This window comes from Halalkalibacter urbisdiaboli (assembly GCF_002156385.1).
GTDB classification, from domain to species: domain Bacteria; phylum Bacillota; class Bacilli; order Bacillales; family Bacillaceae_D; genus Halalkalibacter_A; species Halalkalibacter_A urbisdiaboli.
The window spans coordinates 73,085-95,032 of record NZ_MVJM01000002.1; the positions used below are offsets into that span (position 1 = coordinate 73,085).

A 21,948-nucleotide genomic window follows, 5' to 3' on the forward strand; every position below is an offset into this window, starting at 1 on the left:
GAAATGAGGGAAAAGTAATATGTCCAAATTACAAATTTTACAGCTTGCTGCCGTGATAGCACTTGGCATTTACGTTGTGATTATGTATCAGAGAGGAGACGGTGTGAATTGGTTGTTTTACATCATTGCTGCAATAAACCTAATTTTATGGTTTTTAAGACAAATTGAGCGAAGAAAAACAAACTCTAATTCAATCGAGAATTAATATTTTTTGCATGAACTTTACAAAAGTCGTACATATTAGTTATACGCTAACAGTAAAGGTGATGCTCATGAATCAAAAATTCCATAAGATGAAAGATTTCCTTTATTATTTTCTCGATTTGTTTTTCGAGCTTGAATATGAACATATCGAACAGCCTTCTCTTAGGAAATCGATCAGTTCCAAGAAAATATTAAACAAAACGTAGCTACCGGTTGTTAGGGGTAATTGTATCAAAATTGCCCCTAAGACAGGATATAACAACCTTGTCTCTGTATTGAAATTTGAGCGGGAGTCTTCCCAATCATCTCCCCATCTCCATGAATGAACAATGGCTCGTCACTATCAACTTTAATAGAATCAACTTGATGATACTCAACTCCGTCTTTCGCTACATGGCTTCCATTAAATACACGAGGAAACAACAACAGCAACTTTAATTTTGAAAGTCCGTGGACGATACATACATCTAATTTCCCATCCTCACTTGAAGCCTCTGGGCAGATTTTCATGCCTCCACCATAGTAAGGATGATTTGCAACCGCTATTAACCAAACATTTTCCACTACTTTTTGATTTTCGTTTAATGTTACTTTCAACGTTGACGGTTTATACGAATGAAGGACTTTAAGTACACTTAACACATATGATAAACGTCCAAACCACCTTTTTAACTTCATTTCATTTGTAACTTTAGCGACCATGCCATCAAAGCCTAATCCTATGACAGTTAAACAGTATCTATTTCCAATTTTCATTAAATCGCTCCATTGTTTTTCACTTGTTAATAAGGACTCTAATTCCTTTCTTACATTTTTACTTATACCTCTTGAACGAGCAAAATCATTTCCAGAACCAGTTGGTATGACTTTAAAAGGGAGTGACGTACCTGCTAAATGATTGACCACTTCATGGAGAGTACCATCCCCTCCAAGTACAACTACAGCCTTAATGTTTTCTAAGGTATTTTTTATTTGCTCAATAAAAATGGATACATCGTCTTTCTTATGACTTATAACAACCTGATAGGCAATATCTTGTTCTTGAAGGATCATTTCAATCATTGTCCATTTCTTTAATGCTTTTCCATTTCCGGAATACGGGTTCACGATAAAACCGTACATCGCAACCTTCCTCTCTATTTCAGTAGCAACCATTTTTCCCTACCTAAAAAAACTTATACTAGTGAGCACTAAAAAAGGTGCTTTTCCCTTTGATGTGACCCCCTAAGCAATGTGCGGAGCCGTTGTTGCTTCCTTGAATGACTTTGAAGGGGTTTTTCATTGGCTTCTTATACCTTCTATTTGGGAAAAAGTGAATATTTTCCACGATTATGAGTAAATTACAAATAAACCAAAACCAATTTCCCTCAATGCTACTTCTGGAGGTGTTTATGAAGGCTCTACAATTTGACTTTGATATTCCGAAATACATCTTTACAAAAGCTCTTGGTCGTTGGTTTCCTACCCTTCATTGGGATTCAACATTCTCTTGCCTAAGGTGGCAGGAGACAGATGAACCAACATTACCAAATGAACATTGGGCTAAGGTCAAAGTAAAGTATGGGGGGATATGTGGAAGTGACATGAATTTATTATTTTTACACGATAGTCCAGCCACATCTCCTTTTGTTTCTTTCCCATTTACAATTGGCCATGAAGCGGTCGGACAAATCGCTGAACTGGGACAACAAGTAGAAGGGCTACAAGAAGGACAAAGGGTTGTCGTCAACCCCATTTTATCTTGTGAAACAAGAGGAATGGATCCCTGCCCCGCCTGTCAGCGAGGAGACGAAAGTCTTTGTCATCATAAAACAAAAGGAACCATTGAGCCTGGTTTATTAATCGGAGCCTGTCATAATACAAGCGGTAGCTGGAGCCCCTACCTTGTAGCTCATAAAAGCCAGCTTCTTCCCCTTCCTGATGAAATAAATGATTTAAATGGTGTATTAATCGAACCTTTTAGTTGTGCATTACATGCCGTACTGCGAAATCCACCAAATAAAGGGGAGCAAGTATTAGTGATCGGTGCCGGAGTAATAGGTTTATGTGTCGTTGCAGCTTTAAAAGCACTTAACTTTGATTGTTCCATTACCGTTTTAGCAAAGCATTCCTTTCAAGGTGACATGGCTAAACAATTAGGGGCCGAACATATCGTTTATTTAAAGGATTCATACGTTGAAAAACTCGCTGCACAATTACAAGCCGACTGCTTAAAGCCACTTTTTGGACAAGAAGTTATTCAAGGTGGAGCCCAAACTGTATATGAATGTGTCGGAAAAAAACAAAGCATTCACGATGCTCTTCGTTTTGCAGAAAGTGGTGGGACCGTAATTTTACTAGGTTTAGCCAGTATAATAAAAAACGTTGATTGGACATACGTTTGGTTAAATGAGTTAACAGTTAAAGGTTGCTTCGCTTATAGCTCAAATGAATTTGAAGGAAAGAAAATGAATACCCTTCAAATTGCCGTGGAGTTAATGAGAAGAGGGGAAGTTGATCTCTCTCCATTAATTAGTCATCGATTTCCTCTCCAGCAATATAAACAAGCATTTCAAACTGTAACGAAAAAAGGAAAAGCAAATGTCATGAAAGTTGTATTCGAACACGATCAAACATCTATTGGAGGCTAACCAAATGAGAAACTTCACCTTAGGTTCACAACCATCTAGTCCATATTTACAATGGTTTTCAAAGAAATTAATCTCGACTTTTTCTGAACACGGTTTTTGTTATAAGGACGAAGCTGTTGACCCCCTTCAGCTCGTATTTCATTTTATTACTGAAGATGATATTAAGCCTTTTCGCCGAAAAGCCCAAGCTACATTTGTTGTCTCTATATTAGAAAGTCATGGAAAGCCGTATGACTTATTTACCGAGGTTTATCCATTTTTAATCCGCTCACTCGCTAATCATTTCATTTATGTAAACCATCAATCAGGTAAAACCACATTACATTTTTTAACCCCTGAACAAGGTTGTTATTCCATTGAATATCGTGAAGGTGATGATGTTGAACTATTTTTCACAAAAGTTTATAAACGTCTTCAACCATTAACCTGCTCACAGCTCGTTATAGATAATCACTATTCAGAAGATCTACCTGCTGATTTGTGGGCTGGAGATCGAATTACACGCTCTCTAAGTACCTCCGGAAAAAAATTAGATGAGTTGAATCTATTACCTGCTCCTTTTCCTCTTGAGCATTATTTAAGTAAAAGGGATTTACGTCATCTACAAAAGCTCTATGGATTAGGTGGGTTAAGCTATGGAAACTTAAGTGCTCGTTGTGATGATGAGCATTTCTGGATGAGTGCAAGTGGCATTGATAAATCAAACATGACAGAGATTGGCCGTGATATGCTTTATATTAAAGGGTACAATGAGGAGAATAACCATATTGAAGTAAGCATCCCACCGAATATTCAACCTAAGAGAGCGTCTGTCGATGCCATTGAACATTGGATGATTTATAAAGAGCATCCTAAAGTCGGAGCAATTGTCCATATTCACGCTTGGATGGATGGGATCGAAGCTACCGAGATTAATTACCCATGTGGAACAATCGAACTGGCTGAAACAGTTGCTTCCCTCGTTCGCCAGGCAGAAAAGCCAGAAGAAGCTGTGATTGGTCTTAAAAACCATGGTCTTACGATAACAGGAACTTCATTAGAAAACATATTCGATCGTATTGAAGGAAAAATACAAAATCAAGTTCCAATGTCTTAAATGAACTGTAACAAAATCAAATGGGTTGCCCCATAGGCCAAAACGCCTTTGGACAACCCTTCTTTTTGTTATTCTGTTTTCTCTTTTTTATATTTAGCCATTTCAAGATGATGAATGACATCACTAATTTTTTTCGCAGCATCAGGCTTTTTTAATTTTTTTGCATTTGAGACCATTGTTTGATAATAATGTTTATCAACGAGTACTCGGTCTAAAACAGGTGCCATTTCTTCTGCAAATTCTACTTTTACCGCTGTACCAAACTCCTCTAACAACTCTGCATTCTGCTCCTCATGGCCTGGCACAGGGTCATAAATAATAATAGGTGTTTCACATGCAAGTGCCTCGGACATTGTTAAGCCTCCTGGTTTCGAAATAATGACATCACTTGCTCGTAAATAGCTTGTGAATTTTTCCGTAAAAGGAATCACTTCAATGGAATGTTTACTTTTTACTTTTGTAATTTTTTGTGCGACTCTTTGATTCATACCTGTCATACACAAAACTTGAAGCGGTTGGTTTAGTTGTTCCATATAGTGAAGAATTTCGACATACCGACTTAGTCCGAGCCCACCACCAGTAATGAGCAAGGTTTTCTTATGCGGATCTAATTGGAGAGCCTCTCTAATTTCTGAACGAGGGATCGTTACATCCGGTACAGTCTTGATAGGAATCCCCGTACAATAGCATTGAGCCACCGGTATATTATATTTTTTTGCAAATGATTCAATATGAGGAGACGCAGTAAAATAACCATCAATTTCAGGTCGAATATATGCTGGATGTAATCCCAAATCTGTTATAACAGTGTAAAGTGGAATGTTAAGCTGTTTCTTTTGTTTTAATTTTGATAAGAATGCCGTAACAAATGGATGAGTTGATATCATCACTGTTGTGTTTTGTTTTTTAATTATCGCCTCAAGGCGTTCACAAAAGAAGGAACCTACATGATCCATAATTAAATACCATGAGTATTCCCCACCATATCGATATAATCGTCCCCAAATTTTTGGGGCTAATCGTAGTATCGTTAAATACATCTCTAAAAACATTTTATGCAATAATGGATGAATCGATTGAAATGTATCGATCACACTAACAGATGCACCTTGCTTTTCAAATTGCTCTTTAAGTGCTTTCGACGCTTCGTTATGACCATTTCCAATCGACGCCGAAAATATTGTGATGTGATTCATGACCGAACCTCTCTTTCCTTGCCTGTATTGATGGAAATTCTTAAGAAAAAAGAGTGCTTAGTTAAAGATGAGCAAAATGTATTTATAGTAATAGTTTTCACTTTTTTTGAATGAACATTCATAAGGAATGCATCTTAATTGAAACAGCCTATTTCCATATCAGTTTAAAAACACCATATCTGTGCTAGGTTTTTTCTAAACGATCTGATATGATTTTATTTAGTAGCGATGTAAACGCTGTTCGTAAGAGAAAGGATGTGCAACATGAAAACAGTTTTTTCAGGAATTCAGCCTAGTGGTACGTTAACACTTGGGAATTATTTAGGGGCAATGAAGCATTTTGTAGACATGCAAGACGAATATCACTGTTACTTTTGTATCGTTGACCAGCATGCTATTACCGTTCCCCAAGACAGAATAAAGCTTAGAGAAAATATTAAAAGTCTTGCTGCCTTATATTTAGCTGTTGGTATTGACAACCAAAAGGCGACTTTATTTATTCAATCAGAGGTACCTGCGCACGCTCAGCTAGGGTGGATGTTGCAGTGTGTTTCTTATATAGGGGAACTCGAAAGAATGACTCAGTTTAAAGATAAATCGGAAGGGAAAGAAGCGGTATCAGCCTCTTTACTTACGTATCCTCCACTTATGGCTGCTGATATCTTATTGTATAAAACTGATATTGTCCCAGTCGGTGAAGATCAAAAACAGCATCTAGAGCTTACTAGAGATTTAGCTGAACGATTCAACAAAAAATACAATGATATTTTCACCATACCAGAAGTAAAAATACCTAAAGTCGGGGCTCGAATTATGTCCTTAAATGACCCTTCGAAAAAAATGAGTAAATCAAATCCGAATCCAAAAAGTTACATATCAATGCTTGACGACGAAGGCACCATTCGCAAAAAAATTAAAAGTGCAGTTACAGATACAGATGGGGAAATCCGTTTTAATCGCGAAGAAAAGCCTGCTGTTTCTAATTTACTATCTATATATTCCTTGTGCTCTGGTATAGCTATTTCAGATTTAGAAGAGCAATATAAAGGTAAAGGGTACGGAGATTTCAAAAGTGATTTAGCAGAAGTTGTTGTTAAAACACTCCAGCCAATCCAAGAGAGGTACTATCAATTAATTGAGTCGACAGAGCTTGACGACATCCTTGACAAAGGTGCAGAAAATGCTCATAAAGTTGCATCAAAAATGGTGGAAAAAGCTGAAAGAGCAATGGGACTAGGCCGTAAAAAGCGCTAAAAAAGCAAAATAGCCGTCAATAAAGCATTTTGATTGCAATCAAAAAACGGGAGACTACCGCCTCCCGTTTTCTTTTTGTTTTAATAGCCGTTATTCTTTTTCCATATCTTCCCGACAAAAAAAGAAAGACCTAAGGTACCTACAAGAATCACAATTGCAAGAACCTGCATCACGCCATATGCAAAACTATCCATTTTTCTCCTCCTCACTCTGCCCTTTCACTATTTATTATAGGAGAGAACGAAAGGGTTGTAAATGAGTGAATAAAAACGTTCAAACGTTCCTCACAGAGCATGTCCAATCAAAGATATATCATAGGCTCCAAACCTTGTTCCCTTAGTCACAATTACTTATGTTATAAAGTATGAAGCCATGACTGTATTTTTGGACAGCTAAACTCCACTATATGTTACCCAATTTTTACGTTTACTTAACACTTTCTCCTTGTTCTAATTCCCAAAGCTTTTCAAGAAAGCTTTGCCCCTTTACCATGGCCTCACAAAGTTGATAATGTCGGCTTGTCCAACCTTCTTTAACTGATTGAAATAAGTATCGCCAAGCTTCATCACGTTCCATATGTTGTATGTTCTGGTAATCATGAGGGGCCCATTCCGTACACCAGTAGCGAACTTCAGCCTCATGTCCAGATGTATAGAGTTGATCAAGAGCCATGTAAAGTAATTGTTTGAGTTGACGTTCCTTTCTAGTTAATCCTAGCATATCCTCTGGACTCGGTGATAGGATATGATACCCCTTCATGTCTACTTTATCCTCTAAATCAAATCGTTCAAATTCGTGTTGCACTAAAAGCTCGTACACCATTCTCTCTTGTCTTGGTGTTAACCGACTTTTACGAATCGGCGTTTTATAACCCATTGTGTCAACAGCTATAATTCGACTTCCATCTGTGGCGATAAAACAATAATCAAGCTGTATACGAGACATATTTTTCCTTAAAAAGCTTTGATTATGGACCGCGTCCAAAAGGCGATCCGGTAACTCTGCAATATCATTTTCAATATAATTGAACAAATCCGTACTCACTTTTACAAGGATTGCTTGATCCAGTATTTCAATTCGGTCATCTGGCCGCCACTCAAAAAAACTACAAACATTGTATCCATTTTCTTCACCTTCAAACCAATTGACCCAAACATCCCTAATGTGGACCATACTTTGTCCCCCTTACTGTGAATTGAATTGTATCAACAGTATAGGCAAGGCGTAGGAAGTTTATTCCACGATTCACTAAAACATTCCATACAGTCCTACTCTTTTCTCTTTCTCCCAGTATTCCCTTTCCATGTTAAAGATCCGAAAATCAAAACCATACCAATGATAAATAGATAGAATTCAATTCTTGTCACAATAAACTCTATATAGGCTATAAACTGATAACCTGTCGTTAATAAATTTAAATAGGCAAGCAAACTTATTCCTCCGACTACCGCTAAACAAAAGCCGACTAGTAAGAAAAATAATCTAATCATAAAAATCCCTTCCAAAGTGCAACCTACCGTTAATTAATTCCATTTAGATCCCTCCATTGTAGTAGCGTACATTTTCAATATTTCAGATGAGGAACGTCCTAACCATTCTTTTGTAGTAGCTGGATATTTTGTATTAATCGTTTGCACTACTAAATATCCCCAATAATAACCAAGCCACTTTGGAATTCCTAGTGTTGAAGCTCCATATAAATAGAGGTAATGATTGTCGCGTCCTTTTAAAAATAGATGTGGTTTTAACCAACGTTCAAACCAAGTATCCTGCCAGGTGTCATCATAATAAGAAGTCCAACCTGCTAAGGCATGTTTTCCAACTTCTTCGTTGACTGCAAGTTCCGCAAGACCCTCCATAAGCATAGACTCTACTAATGGTATTGTTTCTTCGGTTTCTTCTGTATTAGATAAGCGGCAAGCATGATGATACTCGTGTGTAACTAATGCACGTACATCATCTTCTTTAATTAATCCATCAATAAACAATATAATAAGCTTGGGGAGAGTCAGTCCCATTTTTTTACCTAAATCAACCGTAATGATAGGATGTTTAGCTTCAACTGGGAAGAGGTATATTGGAATATCGGGCCCACCCCATTTTTTTTTCAACCTTTCAAATTGGTCTTGAACAATATACCACCAATTCTTGTTGAAAAATGTTTCCAGTGTAGATTCGATGTTAGTATCTGCAGAAAACAAACCTAAGTGATTTAAGTAATGGTGAAAACCTTGAATATCTTCGGTTTGAAATCGTTCAGCTAGAGGATAAATAATTGTTTGTTGTTGTAATTTATACTTTTCGATTCCATTACGTTTCGCTAACCATTGCTTCAAATATAGTGTAAGCCACTTATCTGTACGAACGACTCCCATTTTCATTCCTCCTATCCTTATAGATAGTCTATGTGAAATATAAAAAGAATGACCCGTCACTTGACTGAAATTAAACAAAAATTATAGAGAGGTATATCACAGCGGTATGTTTCAAGCAATGTGCGGCCGCCTGTTTTAAAGCTCTCTACAAGTGGGGTTCTTCTAGAGTAGCGTGCAGCGTGTGGAGCCATGGTCTTCTTTCACTAATACACCGTTATTAAGTGCATTATCATTTTCACAATAAAAAAAAGCGGCGGGCCGCTTTTTTACGATATTTCAATTAAAATCTAATTTCCAACTAAAATAATCATTGTTTGGATTTTTTTCATAACGGAGTTTAGCATTAAATTTTGTCCCTTTTTTACTCGTTAACCCTTTTACTGGAGCCACTCCATTCGATAACAGTGATTTCACCATCGTTTTCGTAGGTTTTTTCTTCATCGTTGCCAGAAACTTATCATTTTTCCAGATGACAAATTTACAGCCTTTTTTCCAACCACTGCAGCCAAAGCCTTTCTGTCCTTCAATTACAGCTTGACCACAAAGAGGGCATTTTCCTAAAACCTCATTGGCGTTCTTCCTTTTCGAGACTTCGTGGATGGTCACATCTCTCTCCCTAATTATCGTTGCTACCGCATTTGTTGTGAACTCAAATATCACTTGTAAAAACGACTCTTTTGTTACTTTCTTTTTTTCAATGTCTGATAACGTTTTTTCTAGTCGTCCGGTAAACTCCAAATCGAATAACTCTTTAATTGGGAACGTCTCAACGAAGCGTTTCCCTAAATTAGTACATATCAAGTTCTTATTTTCGCTTTTAATATACCCAACGTCTGTTAATTTCTTAATCGTTTCTGCACGAGTAGCTGGTGTACCTATACTAAAACCACTTAATATCGCTGATAAGATTTCTTCACTTTCTTCACCTTCATCTTTACCTTTACCACATGTCTCCATTATTCTTAATAACGTTTTCTCCGTATGAAGCTTTGGAGGTTTAGTCACATGCGACTGAACTGTTTGGTCAACCGTCCTTACCTCTTCCCCTACATTTACGAAAGGAAGCAGGGTATCCTTTGATTGTATCTTTTCAACGAGCTTCCAGCCATCAACAAGCTGCACTTTTCCTTTCGAATGAAAGACGCCTTTCATAGGTTGAGTTTGAACCTTTGTTATAAGCTTTGTTTCCTCATACTGCGCTAAAGGCATAAACTGCATAATAAAACGGTTCTTTATCGCAGTATAGACTAACTCCTCGTCTTTCGTTAATGCCTTTGGAATGACATAGGTTGGAATAATTGCACTATGGCTTTCAACCTTTGCTGAATTAAAGACACGTTTAGATTTTATAAATTTAATTTCATTTTCATAGAGTAATCCTTTTTTTATAACATCAAGTACTTTCGCAGCTCGGCCAACAAGCGTTTCCTCTAACACGACACTAGCAGTACGTGGATAGGTTATCGCCTTTTTTTCATATAACGACTGCGCCACTTTTAAGACTTTGGCGGACGTCCACCCCCGATATTTGCTTGTCATATATCCTTGTAAATTGGTTAAATTAAATAAATATGGCGGATACTCACGTTTACGCTCCACTGATTTATCTATAATCGTTGCTGGTTGATTCTGTATGGCCCTGGCAAGCTCCTGTAACAGCTCTTTATTTTTGAAGGAATCCTTTTCTTCTACATAAACTCCCTCGTACTCCTCACCTTCTATTGTTGTGAATTTTGCAGTCAATTTATAGTACGGCTCAGCAACAAATTGCTCAATTTCAGTTTCACGATCATAGATAATCTTTAATGTAGGTAATAACACACGACCAACATTCAATACAGAGCCTGTCCCTTTCTGATACTTTAAAGTTGTGACAGACGTTAAATTAATCCCAATAACCCAATCAGCCCACTGCCTACTTATACCAGCATCTTGTAGAGGCTTTAACTCTGTATTAAGTTTTACATTTGTTAAACCATTCCGTACTTCATCAGGTGTCCATTCATTTAACAATAACCGGTATACTGGCAAGGAAGATTTAAGCGAGGCTAAAATCGTATCACTAATAATTTGACCCTCTCGATCGTAATCACATGCAGAAATAATCATCGTTACGTCTGGCCGATTAACTTGTTGGTGGATAATTTTCAATTGCTTTTTTGCTCCAAGATCTTCCTTCTCTCGGTTACGAGGGTTACTTTTTACTTTATATTTAAAGTTTGAAGGAATAAAAGGAAAGTTAGCCATATTCCATTTGGCCATTTTTTTATCATAATCCTTTGCATCGTATAGCTGGAGTAAATGTCCAAATGCCCATGTAATGATATAGCCATTCCCTTCAAAGTAACCGTCTTTCTTTGTTTTTATATTTAATGCATCTGCGATATTTTTTGCGACAGATGGTTTTTCGGCTAGTATCACTTTACTCAAATTCATATCCTCCTTGCTTACACATAACAACATTGTAGCAAAGATTCACGTTTATACTCACTATTTTTTCATTTCTGTGATATGCTAGACCTGCAAATTATATATGAAGGCAACCATAAATTGAGAGCGCATTTGCTAAAGGAGAGCAACTATGAAAACGTTACATTCTAGACCATCTGCTTACACTCATTTTAGCCGTTCTGAATGGGCAGCTTTATCTGCGTCAACAGTAACGCTATCTGATTATGAGCGCAAACATCTCCCTAGTTTAAATGAAACCATTTCAGAAGATGAAGTTTCAGATATCTATTTACCACTTTCACAGCTTTTATATATGCATATGACGAACTCCATGAATTTACATAATGATTTGAATTCCTTTTTACGAAAGGAAACAAAAAAAGTCCCTTTCGTTATTGGAATCGCCGGAAGTGTTTCCGTTGGTAAAAGTACGACAGCTAGATTAATTCAAGCACTTGCTACACGTTGGCCTAACCGTCCAAAAGTAGACTTAATTACAACAGATGGCTTCCTCTATCCGAATGCAACACTCGAATCGAAAGGGTTAATGAAACGAAAAGGCTTTCCAGAAAGCTATGACATAACGAAGCTGATTCAATTTTTAAGTGATGTTAAGTCCGGTTCTCCTTATGTCGAAGCACCTGTCTATTCTCATCTAACCTATGATGTTTTACAGGATCAAGTTCAGGTTGTTTCTGAGCCTGATGTCGTCATTGTTGAAGGAATTAATGTCCTACAAGTAAATAAAAAGAAACGTGAAATTCCTCATCTATTCGTCTCAGATTTTTTTGACTTTTCAATCTATGTTGATGCTGAGGAATCAGATATCATTCAATGGTATATCGAACGCTTTAAGCTTTTACGTAATACCGCATTTCAACGTCCTGAATCTTATTTTCATCAATATCGGCATTTAACCGACAGAGAAGCAACTGCAATCGCCACCGAGATTTGGACAAACATTAATGGGATCAATTTAGAAAAAAACATTCGACCTACACGACACCGTGCTGATTTAATACTAACAAAGGCTGCAGGGCATAGAGTAACGCAAATTTCATTAAAAAAACGGTAAAAGTCCTAAAATAAAAAAAATGCCCTTTTAAGAGGTTTTACGCTCACTAAGGGCATTTTTATCATGAAACTATTTAGCTACCTTCTTCCCCCAGACCGCTTCTCCAAACTGCTCAGAATAGCCTGTAAAGATAATCGTCTCAGTCCAATTTTCCCAGTCCCATGCAGGAGCAACGACTACAGTGTCTACCCAATAATCATTAGGTGCATCATCAGGAGCATACCAATATAGCTTTAATGTGTTTTCTCCGGTTAATTCCCAGTAATCTTGGCTAGTCTCTTCGTTTAGTTTTCCGTTTGATAAAAGAGACAGTTGTTGCGACTGTAAAACATTATCATTTAAACGATCGAGAACAATATTTTCCCACTCTCCTATCACTGCTTTTTTACTCATTTTTTGTTCCACTTCACCCGCATATCGCTGTGGTGAAACTGCTGGCCACCCATCTTCGGTCCAATATAATTTTCTTACATGTAAATGAGACCAATACGGATCATTTCCTGCCCTTGCATTATGAATGAAGTAATAGTCATCTCCATCACGTAATAAACCATTATGTCCTGTCCCCTGCCATCCACTGTCATTCTCAAAAGCATAGGAACCAACAATTTTTGTACCAACATCTGGAGAACCAGTAACACTCTCTATATCTACAAGGTCATTCTCATTATAATCAAGATAAGGTCCAGTAATTTCCTTTGATCTTCCAACTCTCACATTATAAGTATCTTCAAGCCAACCATATGATACAGTCAAATAAAAATAATCGGTATCTGAGTGATACATAATCGCTGGTCCTTCTAATGCTTGGTGGTCCTGTCTCCCCTTATTCGCAACCTGTGTTCCTTGGTTTCCAGGCTCCTTTAACTTTCCTGTCTCTTTATTTAATTCGGTAATATAGATTCCACCAGCATAGGAACCAAACACCATCCATGGCTCTCCCTCTCTATCAAAGATAATTCCCGGATCAATTGCATTTACTTGATATTCATCACCATTTTTAGTCTTGAATACCTCACCTTTGTTCTCCCAAGGGCCTTCTATTGATTGACTCGTTGCTAGTCCAATATATGAGTTTTTTGTACCGAATTCTGAAACAGAATAGTATAAATAAAAGGTTCCATTCATTTCAACAACATCAGGTGCCCAAAATATGGAGGCGCCATTTGTCCACTCCTTTACGTCTTCTGGGACAGCATCAAACACTCGTCCGACAAATTCCCAATTAACTAAATCCGGTGATTTCCGTACCATTATTCCAGGTTTAGGCTCACCAGCTACCATATAGTCAGTTGAGAAAACATAATACATCCCATCAACTTTAATGATTTCTCCATCATGTGTGTTGTTTGTCGTCCATTTAGCTTCATTATGCATAATCGCTGCATCGACTTTCGAAATCGGTTCTTCAGCCGGAGGCTCTGGCATGGTAATACTAACATCTTCTTTCACTAAAAAGTAATATAAAGCTAGTCCTATAAAGAGGCTAAGGAACAATAAGCTAGTTATTATATAAGCTCTGTTTTTCATGGCGTTCTCCTTTTCACTACATTTAACAATTTAGGATGTTTACCTTTCATCACGTTTCTCTATTAAAAAGAAAGAGAATGCCAGAATTCAAACCTGACACCCTCTTCTTCTAAAACAGTTCGTTTACTTTATCGTTACTTCGTATCTGCAACTGGCTTTGTATCAGGAACTGGTTCACCGAAAACTGGGAAACCATCTTCATCCCAAGTTATGACTTGAGCACGTGTGTGACGATTTGGATCGTATAGTGGATCCCCTTCAATCTCTTTATAATTTCTAGCATGATAGATCATTACATCCTGTAACCCATCTTCAGAAACTGTAAAACTATTGTGTCCAGGACCATATTGACCTGTTTTCTCACTTGTTTGGAATACAGGTTCCGGATGCTTTGTCCATGAGTTAGAATCTAGAAGATCACTCGTTTCTGAAGCATAAAGAAGTCCCATGCAGTAGTTATGATTCGTCGCACTTGCTGAAAAAGCGATAAAAATTCTACCTTGCTTTTTGATAACAGCTGGACCTTCATTAACAAGAAACCCTATTTTTTCCCACTCATATTCTGGAGTCGTAATCATTACAGGTTCACCCGTAATCGTCCATGGATTTATCATTTTTGCAATATACAGATTTGAATTCCCGACAATATCAGGATCTTTTTGCGGCCACACTAAATAGCGAGTACCTTCATGTTCAAATGTTGTAGCATCAAGTGCAAATGACTCCCATTTTGTTTTAATCTGGCCCTTTTCAATCCATTCACCTTCAAGTGGATTTTCAGCTTCGTTTTCTAACACGAACATACGGTGGTCAAACAATCCTTCGTTTGTTTCAGCTGTTTTTGCTGCTGCAAAATAAATGTACCATTTTCCGTCAATATAATGAATTTCCGGTGCCCAAATATTTGCGCTCATTGGGCCTCTGTCGTATTTCCACCAAACCGTTTTGGGTTCAGCTTCACCTAAGCCTTGGATCGTTTCAGATCTACGTAGTTCAATTCGATCGTATTCTGGAACAGAAGCTGTAAAATAGTAATAGCCATCTGTATGTTTATACACCCAAGGATCGGCACGCTGCTCAATCACCGGATTACTATAATTATACTTGTCCATCTTTAAATCCCTCCAACTAACATTTTTATTACCTCAAAAATATATTAAAAGCTCTCCATATTATTCTCAGATCCAAGAGCATATGGAGTATTCTATTAACCTTTTATTCCAGTAACAGCCACAGACTCAATAATCTGTCTTTGGAAAATAAGGAATACGATAATAATCGGTAACATCGCTACAACAGATGCTGCCATGATTAAAGGAAAATCATTTTGAATCGCATAATACGCATTAAAGTTCGCAATCATTAATTGAATCGTCATTTTTTCTGGACTGAATAAATAAATTAGTGGACCTAAATAATCATTCCACACAGCCATAAACCATAAAATAACTTGTGCAGCAATTGCAGGTTTGATAATCGGTAAAATAATTCTCCAATACGTTCCAAACATTGAGCTACCATCAATCGTCGCCGCTTCAATTAATTCATTTGAGATTCCATTCAAATACTGTCGTAGAAAAAATAACATAAATACATTCCCAAGCATTTGCGGCACAACTAATGGAAGTAACGTATCAATCCACTCTAATTGAGAGAAAACCAAAAATTGTGGAATCATGATAACTGGGAAAGGAATCATCATCGTAGCTAGTAATCCAAGAAAAATTTTCTCTTTATGAGGAAACTGCATCTTCGCAAATGCAAAAGCCCCTAGGCTTGTTGCAAACGTTCCGAAGAGAATGATCGGAACCGCCATGTATAAACTGTTTAAAAAGCCTAAATGAAGAGGTGCCTTTTCCCAAATTTCTACATACTTTGTCCAAACAAACGGGTCAGGAATCCACTTTGGCGGCATTATTAACGTATCTCGATTATTTTTTAATGACGTTGAGATCATCCAAATTAATGGAGCAATCATAAAGATTGCGCCGGTTGTAAGAAATAAATGGGCTAATGCATTTTTAAGCTTCTTACCCGTACTAGATTTCATCGTTGAAACATTTGATTTTTCATCTATTTTTACCTGTGTCATCTTTTACCCCCCTTATTTTATTCATGTACCCATCTGTTCGACAATTTAAATTGAATGTACGTGACAATAAACATAATAATTCCTAATACCCATGCTAATGCACTAGCATAGCCCATTTCGTAATAAACAAAGGCTTTTTGCCATAAGTAGAACACGACAGAGGCAGCAGCATAATTAGGACCACCGTCCGGCAACATAATCTGAATCTCTACAAAGATTTGTAATGTGTTAATGATCCCTGTAATGATTAAGAAAAATGTAATCGGCGTCAACAAAGGTAATGTGACAAACCGGAACTTATGGAGAAAGTTTGCTCCATCTATTTCTGCTGCTTCATATAACTGTTTCGGAACGTTTTGCAAAGCAGCTAAATAAAAGATAATCGTAATCCCGATTCCCTTCCATATTCCCATGATAATAATCGCTGGTTTAACAAAAGCTTCATTTCGAATCCAACTCGGTCCTTCAATACCGAATAACCCTAAAAAGTAGTTCATTAAACCGTAATCTGTGTTATAAATCCATTGCCATAAAATCGTTACCGCAACTAAAGAGGAGATCGCTGGTAAATAATAAATAACACGATAAGTGGCTGTTCCTTTAATACCTTGATTCATCCATATAGCAATAATTAATGAAAGAAATAGACCTATTGGAACGCCTAGTAAATATACAGCAGTGTTCCAAAGGGACTTCCAAAACTTAGCGTCAGAGAATATCGTAATATAGTTACTAAGACCAACAAATGTAGCTGGTTGGAGAATATTCCATTCTGTCAAACTAATATAAATCGAATAAATCATCGGCCCAGATGTAAATACTACGAACTGAATCAATAACGGTAAAATAAATAAATATGCAAGCATACTTTGTCTTTTTTTCAGAGCATTCACCTTTTCATCACCTCACAAGTAAAATGAATAGAGAGGGTAGAAACGCTTTTACGCTTCATACCCTTCTCAAATCAATTATTGACTAGCTTTTGCTTTGTTCGCTTTTTCAATAGAATTGTCTAGCAATCTTTGAAGCTCAGGTTTTACTTCATGTACATATTCTTCAGCTGTTTTTCTACCTTCATAAACATCAACTACTGTTTGAGCGAAATAGTCAAACCACTCTCTATCATACGTTAACTCATGTGGTAAAGGCTGTGACTGATGTTTGATAACATTTAAGAAAACTTCTTTGCTTTCAGGTTTAAAATCTGCCTCTAAATACTCTGTTTCAGCCATATCTACTAAGTTAGGAACTTGTGCACCACGGTTCATAAGATTACGTTGCGCATCCTCATCAACTGTTAAGTAAGCGGCTAAATCAAACGCTTCTTGAGGATGTTTAGTTGTTGCAGAAACAGCAAATCCTAAAGAACCTAACCATGTACGTGACTCACCAGTATTAGGACTTGCAGGCCAAGGCATTAAGTCATAGTCAAAGTCTAACTCCCAGAATGCTGCTTGATCCCAAGGTCCCATCGGGAACATTGCCGTTGTACCGTTTAACCATCTTTGGTAACTGTTTGTTGATTGCTCTTGTTCTTGAGAAGGTACGACGTTGTGTACTAAACGTAAATCAGCAACATATTGTAATGCTTCGATAAATTCAGGCTCATCAATAATAATTTCAGTTGCATCTTCATTTAACCAATGACCGCCATTAGAGTATACTGCTGGCTCTAACCACCAGAAACCTGCACCAAACTGCTCAATTTCTTTGTTGTTGAATCCAGCATCATTTGGTGTATTACCAGCATTATCAACTGTCAACTGCTTTGCTACTTCAGTAAATTCATCCCACGTGTAAGGGTCTGTACTACTTGGATATTCAAGTCCAGCAGCATCAAACAAGTCTTTGTTATACGCATACGCAAACGGACCTACATCTTTTGGAAGAGCATAAATACGCTCATCAACCGTATATCTTGAAATTCCACTTTCCCACATATTATCTAAATCTAATACAGATGATTCATTAGCTAAATCTGTAATATCAAGAACTCTTCCTGTATCAACATAGAAATTTGTATCTCCAGCACCTAAATAGAAGATATCAGGTGTTCTGTTACCTGCCATTAATGTTTGAAGTCTGGTACTGTAATCATCACCAGGTGTTACAACAAAATCAACTTCGACATGAGGATTTTCAGCTTCGAAATCTGCAATAATTGTTTTATAGATTTCTTCCTCATGTGGCTGTGCCCAAATATTCACTGATAACTTAACTTTTTCTGGTGAATCTGAATCTGAACCGGACTCAGAGCCATTTGAGTTATTATTTGATGAACAACCCATTAAAGAAATACTGATAACTAACAACAATACTAAACTTGTAAACCACTTTTTCTTTGTCATTGTTTAAACACTCCCTTTTCTACATCGTAAATGTTTTTATAATAGAGAAATAATCTCATATTAACTTTTTTCCAATTAAACAAGTACCCGTACTATCCATCCCAGTAAAGACGATTGTTTTCTGCTCATTCTTCCAATCCCAAGCCTCTAAAAACTTTAACTCGATCGTTTCGCCTGTCTCCGTTTCTGAAAGGTGAACGGTTATATCTCCTGTTTTCTCCCATTGATAAGTTTTATCAAGCATGTTAAGTTTTGAATCTTCATAGATTTCGATAATGAAAGAATGGTTCATCCCATCCTTTTCTCTTATAAACTTAACCGTATCCCATTTTCCAATCATTTCACTTTTATCAATTTTCTTAATTTCTTCCCCTGCATAACGTTGAGGTGAAATAAGCGGCCATCCAGTTTCAGTCCATAACATTTGGCGAATCTGCATACAAAACAAATCTTTCTTATCAGGAATTCTTGCATGGTGACAAATATAGTATTGGCCCTCGTCTTCTAAAATGGAGTTGTGCCCCGGTGCCATCCAACCGTCACCGTCCTGAAATTGATACCCAGCCAATAATTTCGTACCGATTTCATCAGAAGGTCTATATTGATCATCGCTCAAGTCTTTTCCGTTGTAATCTAAAAATGGTCCGGTAATTTCTTTTGAGCGCCCAACACGAACATTGTAATTAGAGAATAAAGAGTCATACGATACGAATAAATAATAGTAATCGTATTCAGGGTGATAAATCATATAAGGTCCTTCTACCGCCCCTTCTTTCGTTTCATTCTCTCGTTTCGCAATACAAATCCCCTCATCATTCGGTTCGGCTAATTTCCCTGTCGTTTTATCTAGCTTTACAGCATAGATTCCTCCAAAAAAAGAACCGTAAATCATATATGGCGTGCCGTTTTTATCGGTAATTAAATTTGGATCAATTCCATTTGGTTTATTTTTCTTTGATGTTTTCAACACTTCTCCTCGGTCATGCCAAGGGCCATTGATAGAAGAACTAGTTGCGACACCAATAAATGACTGATTGGTACCAAATTGCGAGGCGCAATAATATAGAAAGTAAGTACCATTCCACTTCACCACTTCTGGCGCCCAAAGGCCTTTTGCTTGTGTCCATTCGAAAGCATCTTTCGGAACACCTTCTAAGGCATGTCCAACCCATTCCCAATCGATTAAATTCGATGACTTACGAATTTGAGCACCAGCTCCTATTTTACAATTCGTTGAACTTGTTTTTGTATCTGTTGAGAACACATAATAAGTATCACCGTCTTTAAAAATAGATGGATCATGAGCATTATAAATGGACCATTCTTGTGGGTTGTCATTTAGTGCACGTTCCACTTCACTTAAATAATTAGGAGGCTTAACCGGCCCTCTCATTTAATTCCCCTCCTTAAACAAAATGATGTAAAATTTATAATTCAGCTACTTGATTAACTAATTTGTTAACTGAATTACATTTATTATAAATTTTTATTGTATGCGCTGTCAACGATTTTATCGATCTTTTAATTTTATTATGAAAATAATTTCTCTGTTATCTCATCCCATCCCAAATATAAAAAGTACTAATATAGCACTAAATACAAGGATAACACTCCTTCTCATAATGATGATTAGGATCAAATAAACTTTATTGTAATATTATGTAATAGAGATAACAGAAAATATATAGCTGTTTTTTTAATGAAAGTAATATTATAATACAATTAACATTTAAGTTAATTAGTAAGGGGGAGTATGATGAGAATAGTTAGTATTCGGTGGAAAAATATGAAGCTTGGTTGGAAGTATGGTTTAGCATTTTTATTAACATTAATGCTGTTTGTCACCTCTACGACCTATATTGTCTTTCAACTGCAATTTACCGAAGATGAAATCGAAAGCCTAAATAAAAATGCAGATCGTTCAATTATTCTTTCTGATTTAATTTTTCTTTATCAACAAAAACTGACTCATATCTACAGCTATTTGCAAACAACAGATATAGATGGTCGCCAGGAGCTTATTCGCTTCAAGTATTATGAAGAAGGAAATGAAAAGATTGATGATTTGCTGTCGGAAATTGAATCATCCTTGTCTTCCACAGAAATGAAAGATTTATATCAACTAGTGATCACGAATGCCGAAAACTTAAATGATGTTTACTATAATGACATTGCATCAGATAAATGGGTCGGCAACCCTACTTATAAAGATCAAGCAAAAGATAAAGCCGATCGATTGAATTTTAATATTAATTTTGCCCTTAGTGAATTAAAGCTCCTACTAGACAGTGAGAGACACTCGTCAAAACAAGAAGCATCAGATCAAATATCGAATACAAAGCTCCTGTTAATTTATTCAATTTTGTTTTCATTAATAGTGGGGACAAGTATTTTATTCATTATAAATAAGTTAATAAATAAAGATTTAAAGAAAATTCTCTTGTTTAGTGAAAAAATGACACAAGGAAATATCTCAGTTGAAGATATAAATTTGCGAGGGAAAGATGAATTTGGACAAATTGGTATAGCTTTAAACAAATTGAAAGCGAGTCTTCATTCTATTATTAATAATCTTTCAGATGTTACTCGGAGTGTCAGTACTCAAAGTGACGTTTTAGAGCGTTCGTCTAATTTACTTAGTTCTGAAAGCCTACATATTACTCAATTTACAAAACAGCTCTTGTCTGTTTCAGAGAAACAATCATCTGCTACATTAGATATTGCGGATAACACAACAACTTTTATGAAAGAGCTTACTATGATTGAAACTTCGGGTACAGAAATTGCGCAATCTGCAGAAAAAATGCTTACATTATCGACAGCTGGTAATGATATGATGAATTCCTCCGTAAGTAAAATGACGAATATTCATTCTACACTTACAGATGCACGAAGCAAGATTACTTACCTGAATGATAAATCAAAAGAAGTAAACATAATTGTAGAAGTAATCAAGAGTATCTCAGAAAAAACAAATCTATTAGCATTAAATGCTTCAATTGAAGCTGCAAGAGCAGGAGATATAGGAAAGGGATTTGCAGTTGTTGCACAGGAAATTAGAAAGCTATCGCAAGAGGTAGAAACATCGATTTCTAAAATTACCGATATCACACTAAACATTCAAAGTGAAACGGGTGTCGTTAATTCAGCCTTATTAGAAGCCTTTAAAGAAACTGAAGAAGGCATTTCCATTATTAAAGAAACTGGTCATAATTTTAATGAAATTCAAAAAAATATTATTTCTACCGTGAAAGAAATCAGAGAAATATCAAGCAAAATATCGACGATGTCAGACGGAAGTAAACAAATTGAAGAAACACTTATACACTTCACTGCTAGTACTGAGGAAACAACTTCAAATATGGAAGTCGTAAATCAATCTGTTGATAAACAAAATCAATCGATCACGGAGATTGAACAAAATACTAAGGCGTTAAATTCAGCTAGTGAGAAATTAAATCATTTAATTAAGCAGTTCCAAATATAAATACCCCCTTTGAGGGCACTGAAAAAGATAAAAACCCAAGGGCACTGAAAAACTACTTCTTGTAACTCAAAGAAGAAGTAATGGCTCCACACGTTGGGCGCCCTGCTATGAGAAAACCACTCATAGCAGGGCTTTCAAAACCAGGCAACGGCTCCACACATTACTTAAAGGGTACTGAAAAAGGGAAACCCATCCTTTTTCAGTACCCTC

Annotated in this window: 18 protein-coding genes; 6 read left to right on the forward strand and 12 right to left on the reverse strand. The window is 36.6% G+C overall.

Going from position 1 to position 21,948, the window contains the following annotated elements; all coding sequences use genetic code 11:
- The first annotated feature begins 19 nt into the window (after positions 1 to 19).
- A complete protein-coding gene (locus tag B1R93_RS08265; protein WP_088103513.1) occupies positions 20 to 205 on the forward strand; it encodes a hypothetical protein in 186 nt (61 codons plus the stop codon).
- Between the two features lie 242 nt (positions 206 to 447).
- On the opposite strand, the gene B1R93_RS08270 is transcribed toward B1R93_RS08265, so the two are convergent.
- Positions 448 to 1,359, reverse strand: a complete 912-nt coding sequence (locus tag B1R93_RS08270; RefSeq protein ID WP_088103514.1) for a diacylglycerol/lipid kinase family protein — start codon at positions 1,357 to 1,359, stop codon at positions 448 to 450.
- A gap of 236 nt (positions 1,360 to 1,595) precedes the next feature.
- Here B1R93_RS08270 and B1R93_RS08275 point away from each other — a divergent pair, with 236 nt between their 5' ends.
- Together B1R93_RS08275 and B1R93_RS08280 are read left to right on the forward strand one after the other, a co-directional pair.
- A complete protein-coding gene (locus B1R93_RS08275; protein WP_088103515.1) occupies positions 1,596 to 2,834 on the forward strand; it encodes a zinc-dependent alcohol dehydrogenase in 1,239 nt (412 codons plus the stop codon).
- 4 nt (positions 2,835 to 2,838) lie between these two features.
- A complete protein-coding gene (locus B1R93_RS08280; RefSeq protein WP_088103516.1) occupies positions 2,839 to 3,930 on the forward strand; it encodes a class II aldolase/adducin family protein in 1,092 nt (363 codons plus the stop codon).
- Between the two features lie 68 nt (positions 3,931 to 3,998).
- Here B1R93_RS08280 and B1R93_RS08285 read toward each other — a convergent pair whose 3' ends face one another.
- Complete coding sequence (locus tag B1R93_RS08285) at positions 3,999 to 5,126, reverse strand: MGDG synthase family glycosyltransferase (RefSeq protein ID WP_088103517.1); 1,128 nt, start codon at positions 5,124 to 5,126, stop codon at positions 3,999 to 4,001.
- A 264-nt stretch (positions 5,127 to 5,390) separates the two neighbouring features.
- On the opposite strand from B1R93_RS08285, the gene trpS reads away from it, so the two are divergent.
- Positions 5,391 to 6,380, forward strand: a complete 990-nt coding sequence (trpS, locus tag B1R93_RS08290; protein ID WP_088103518.1) for a tryptophan--tRNA ligase — start codon at positions 5,391 to 5,393, stop codon at positions 6,378 to 6,380.
- Between the two features lie 426 nt (positions 6,381 to 6,806).
- Here trpS and B1R93_RS08295 read toward each other — a convergent pair whose 3' ends face one another.
- The 4 genes from B1R93_RS08295 to B1R93_RS08310 form a co-directional block, all read right to left on the reverse strand.
- The gene (locus tag B1R93_RS08295; RefSeq protein WP_088103519.1) at positions 6,807 to 7,553 is read right to left on the reverse strand and encodes a YjbA family protein; all 747 of its coding nucleotides are present in this window, start codon (positions 7,551 to 7,553) and stop codon (positions 6,807 to 6,809) included.
- A gap of 95 nt (positions 7,554 to 7,648) precedes the next feature.
- Positions 7,649 to 7,870 carry a YuzI family membrane protein gene (locus B1R93_RS08300; RefSeq protein WP_088103520.1) on the reverse strand — a complete coding sequence of 74 codons (222 nt, stop codon included), beginning with the start codon at positions 7,868 to 7,870 and terminating at the stop codon, positions 7,649 to 7,651.
- A 33-nt stretch (positions 7,871 to 7,903) separates the two neighbouring features.
- Positions 7,904 to 8,755, reverse strand: a complete 852-nt coding sequence (locus B1R93_RS08305) for a DUF2268 domain-containing putative Zn-dependent protease (protein ID WP_165763769.1) — start codon at positions 8,753 to 8,755, stop codon at positions 7,904 to 7,906.
- A 276-nt stretch (positions 8,756 to 9,031) separates the two neighbouring features.
- The gene (locus B1R93_RS08310) at positions 9,032 to 11,185 is read right to left on the reverse strand and encodes a type IA DNA topoisomerase (protein WP_425348940.1); all 2,154 of its coding nucleotides are present in this window, start codon (positions 11,183 to 11,185) and stop codon (positions 9,032 to 9,034) included.
- A gap of 151 nt (positions 11,186 to 11,336) precedes the next feature.
- Between B1R93_RS08310 and coaA the strand changes: the two genes are divergently transcribed.
- Positions 11,337 to 12,281: a type I pantothenate kinase gene (gene coaA / locus B1R93_RS08315; RefSeq protein ID WP_088103523.1), complete on the forward strand. Its 945-nt coding sequence runs from the start codon at positions 11,337 to 11,339 to the stop codon at positions 12,279 to 12,281.
- Between the two features lie 69 nt (positions 12,282 to 12,350).
- Here coaA and B1R93_RS08320 read toward each other — a convergent pair whose 3' ends face one another.
- The 6 genes from B1R93_RS08320 to B1R93_RS08345 form a co-directional block, all read right to left on the reverse strand.
- Positions 12,351 to 13,811 carry an arabinan endo-1,5-alpha-L-arabinosidase gene (locus B1R93_RS08320; RefSeq protein ID WP_088103524.1) on the reverse strand — a complete coding sequence of 487 codons (1,461 nt, stop codon included), beginning with the start codon at positions 13,809 to 13,811 and terminating at the stop codon, positions 12,351 to 12,353.
- A 134-nt stretch (positions 13,812 to 13,945) separates the two neighbouring features.
- Positions 13,946 to 14,923 carry a glycoside hydrolase family 43 protein gene (locus tag B1R93_RS08325; RefSeq protein ID WP_088103525.1) on the reverse strand — a complete coding sequence of 326 codons (978 nt, stop codon included), beginning with the start codon at positions 14,921 to 14,923 and terminating at the stop codon, positions 13,946 to 13,948.
- Positions 14,924 to 15,018: 95 nt separating this feature from the next.
- On the reverse strand, positions 15,019 to 15,861 hold the full coding sequence (locus B1R93_RS08330; RefSeq protein WP_088104623.1) for a carbohydrate ABC transporter permease: 843 nt from the start codon (positions 15,859 to 15,861) through the stop codon (positions 15,019 to 15,021).
- Positions 15,862 to 15,920: 59 nt separating this feature from the next.
- A complete protein-coding gene (locus B1R93_RS08335) occupies positions 15,921 to 16,796 on the reverse strand; it encodes a carbohydrate ABC transporter permease (RefSeq protein ID WP_245308241.1) in 876 nt (291 codons plus the stop codon).
- A gap of 75 nt (positions 16,797 to 16,871) precedes the next feature.
- Positions 16,872 to 18,251 (reverse strand): ABC transporter substrate-binding protein, encoded by a 1,380-nt coding sequence (locus B1R93_RS08340; protein ID WP_088103526.1) that lies wholly within the window; start codon positions 18,249 to 18,251, stop codon positions 16,872 to 16,874.
- 55 nt (positions 18,252 to 18,306) lie between these two features.
- Complete coding sequence (locus tag B1R93_RS08345; protein WP_088103527.1) at positions 18,307 to 19,644, reverse strand: arabinan endo-1,5-alpha-L-arabinosidase; 1,338 nt, start codon at positions 19,642 to 19,644, stop codon at positions 18,307 to 18,309.
- Positions 19,645 to 20,007: 363 nt separating this feature from the next.
- Between B1R93_RS08345 and B1R93_RS08350 the strand changes: the two genes are divergently transcribed.
- Complete coding sequence (locus tag B1R93_RS08350) at positions 20,008 to 21,738, forward strand: methyl-accepting chemotaxis protein (protein ID WP_165763770.1); 1,731 nt, start codon at positions 20,008 to 20,010, stop codon at positions 21,736 to 21,738.
- Positions 21,739 to 21,948 lie beyond the last annotated feature (210 nt).

Coding starts and splice junctions, on each gene's coding strand:
- B1R93_RS08285 (WP_088103517.1), bottom strand. CDS start 5,126: ATGAATCACATCACAATATTTTCGGCGTCGATTGGAAATGGTCATAAC.
- B1R93_RS08350 (WP_165763770.1), top strand. CDS start 20,008: ATGAGAATAGTTAGTATTCGGTGGAAAAATATGAAGCTTGGTTGGAAG.
- B1R93_RS08295 (WP_088103519.1), bottom strand. CDS start 7,553: ATGGTCCACATTAGGGATGTTTGGGTCAATTGGTTTGAAGGTGAAGAA.
- B1R93_RS08340 (WP_088103526.1), bottom strand. CDS start 18,251: ATGACAAAGAAAAAGTGGTTTACAAGTTTAGTATTGTTGTTAGTTATC.
- B1R93_RS08305 (WP_165763769.1), bottom strand. CDS start 8,755: ATGGGAGTCGTTCGTACAGATAAGTGGCTTACACTATATTTGAAGCAA.
- B1R93_RS08300 (WP_088103520.1), bottom strand. CDS start 7,870: ATGATTAGATTATTTTTCTTACTAGTCGGCTTTTGTTTAGCGGTAGTC.
- B1R93_RS08270 (WP_088103514.1), bottom strand. CDS start 1,359: ATGGTTGCTACTGAAATAGAGAGGAAGGTTGCGATGTACGGTTTTATC.
- B1R93_RS08275 (WP_088103515.1), top strand. CDS start 1,596: ATGAAGGCTCTACAATTTGACTTTGATATTCCGAAATACATCTTTACA.
- trpS (WP_088103518.1), top strand. CDS start 5,391: ATGAAAACAGTTTTTTCAGGAATTCAGCCTAGTGGTACGTTAACACTT.
- B1R93_RS08325 (WP_088103525.1), bottom strand. CDS start 14,923: ATGGACAAGTATAATTATAGTAATCCGGTGATTGAGCAGCGTGCCGAT.
- B1R93_RS08320 (WP_088103524.1), bottom strand. CDS start 13,811: ATGAAAAACAGAGCTTATATAATAACTAGCTTATTGTTCCTTAGCCTC.
- B1R93_RS08265 (WP_088103513.1), top strand. CDS start 20: ATGTCCAAATTACAAATTTTACAGCTTGCTGCCGTGATAGCACTTGGC.
- B1R93_RS08330 (WP_088104623.1), bottom strand. CDS start 15,861: ATGAAATCTAGTACGGGTAAGAAGCTTAAAAATGCATTAGCCCATTTA.
- B1R93_RS08280 (WP_088103516.1), top strand. CDS start 2,839: ATGAGAAACTTCACCTTAGGTTCACAACCATCTAGTCCATATTTACAA.
- B1R93_RS08345 (WP_088103527.1), bottom strand. CDS start 19,644: ATGAGAGGGCCGGTTAAGCCTCCTAATTATTTAAGTGAAGTGGAACGT.
- coaA (WP_088103523.1), top strand. CDS start 11,337: ATGAAAACGTTACATTCTAGACCATCTGCTTACACTCATTTTAGCCGT.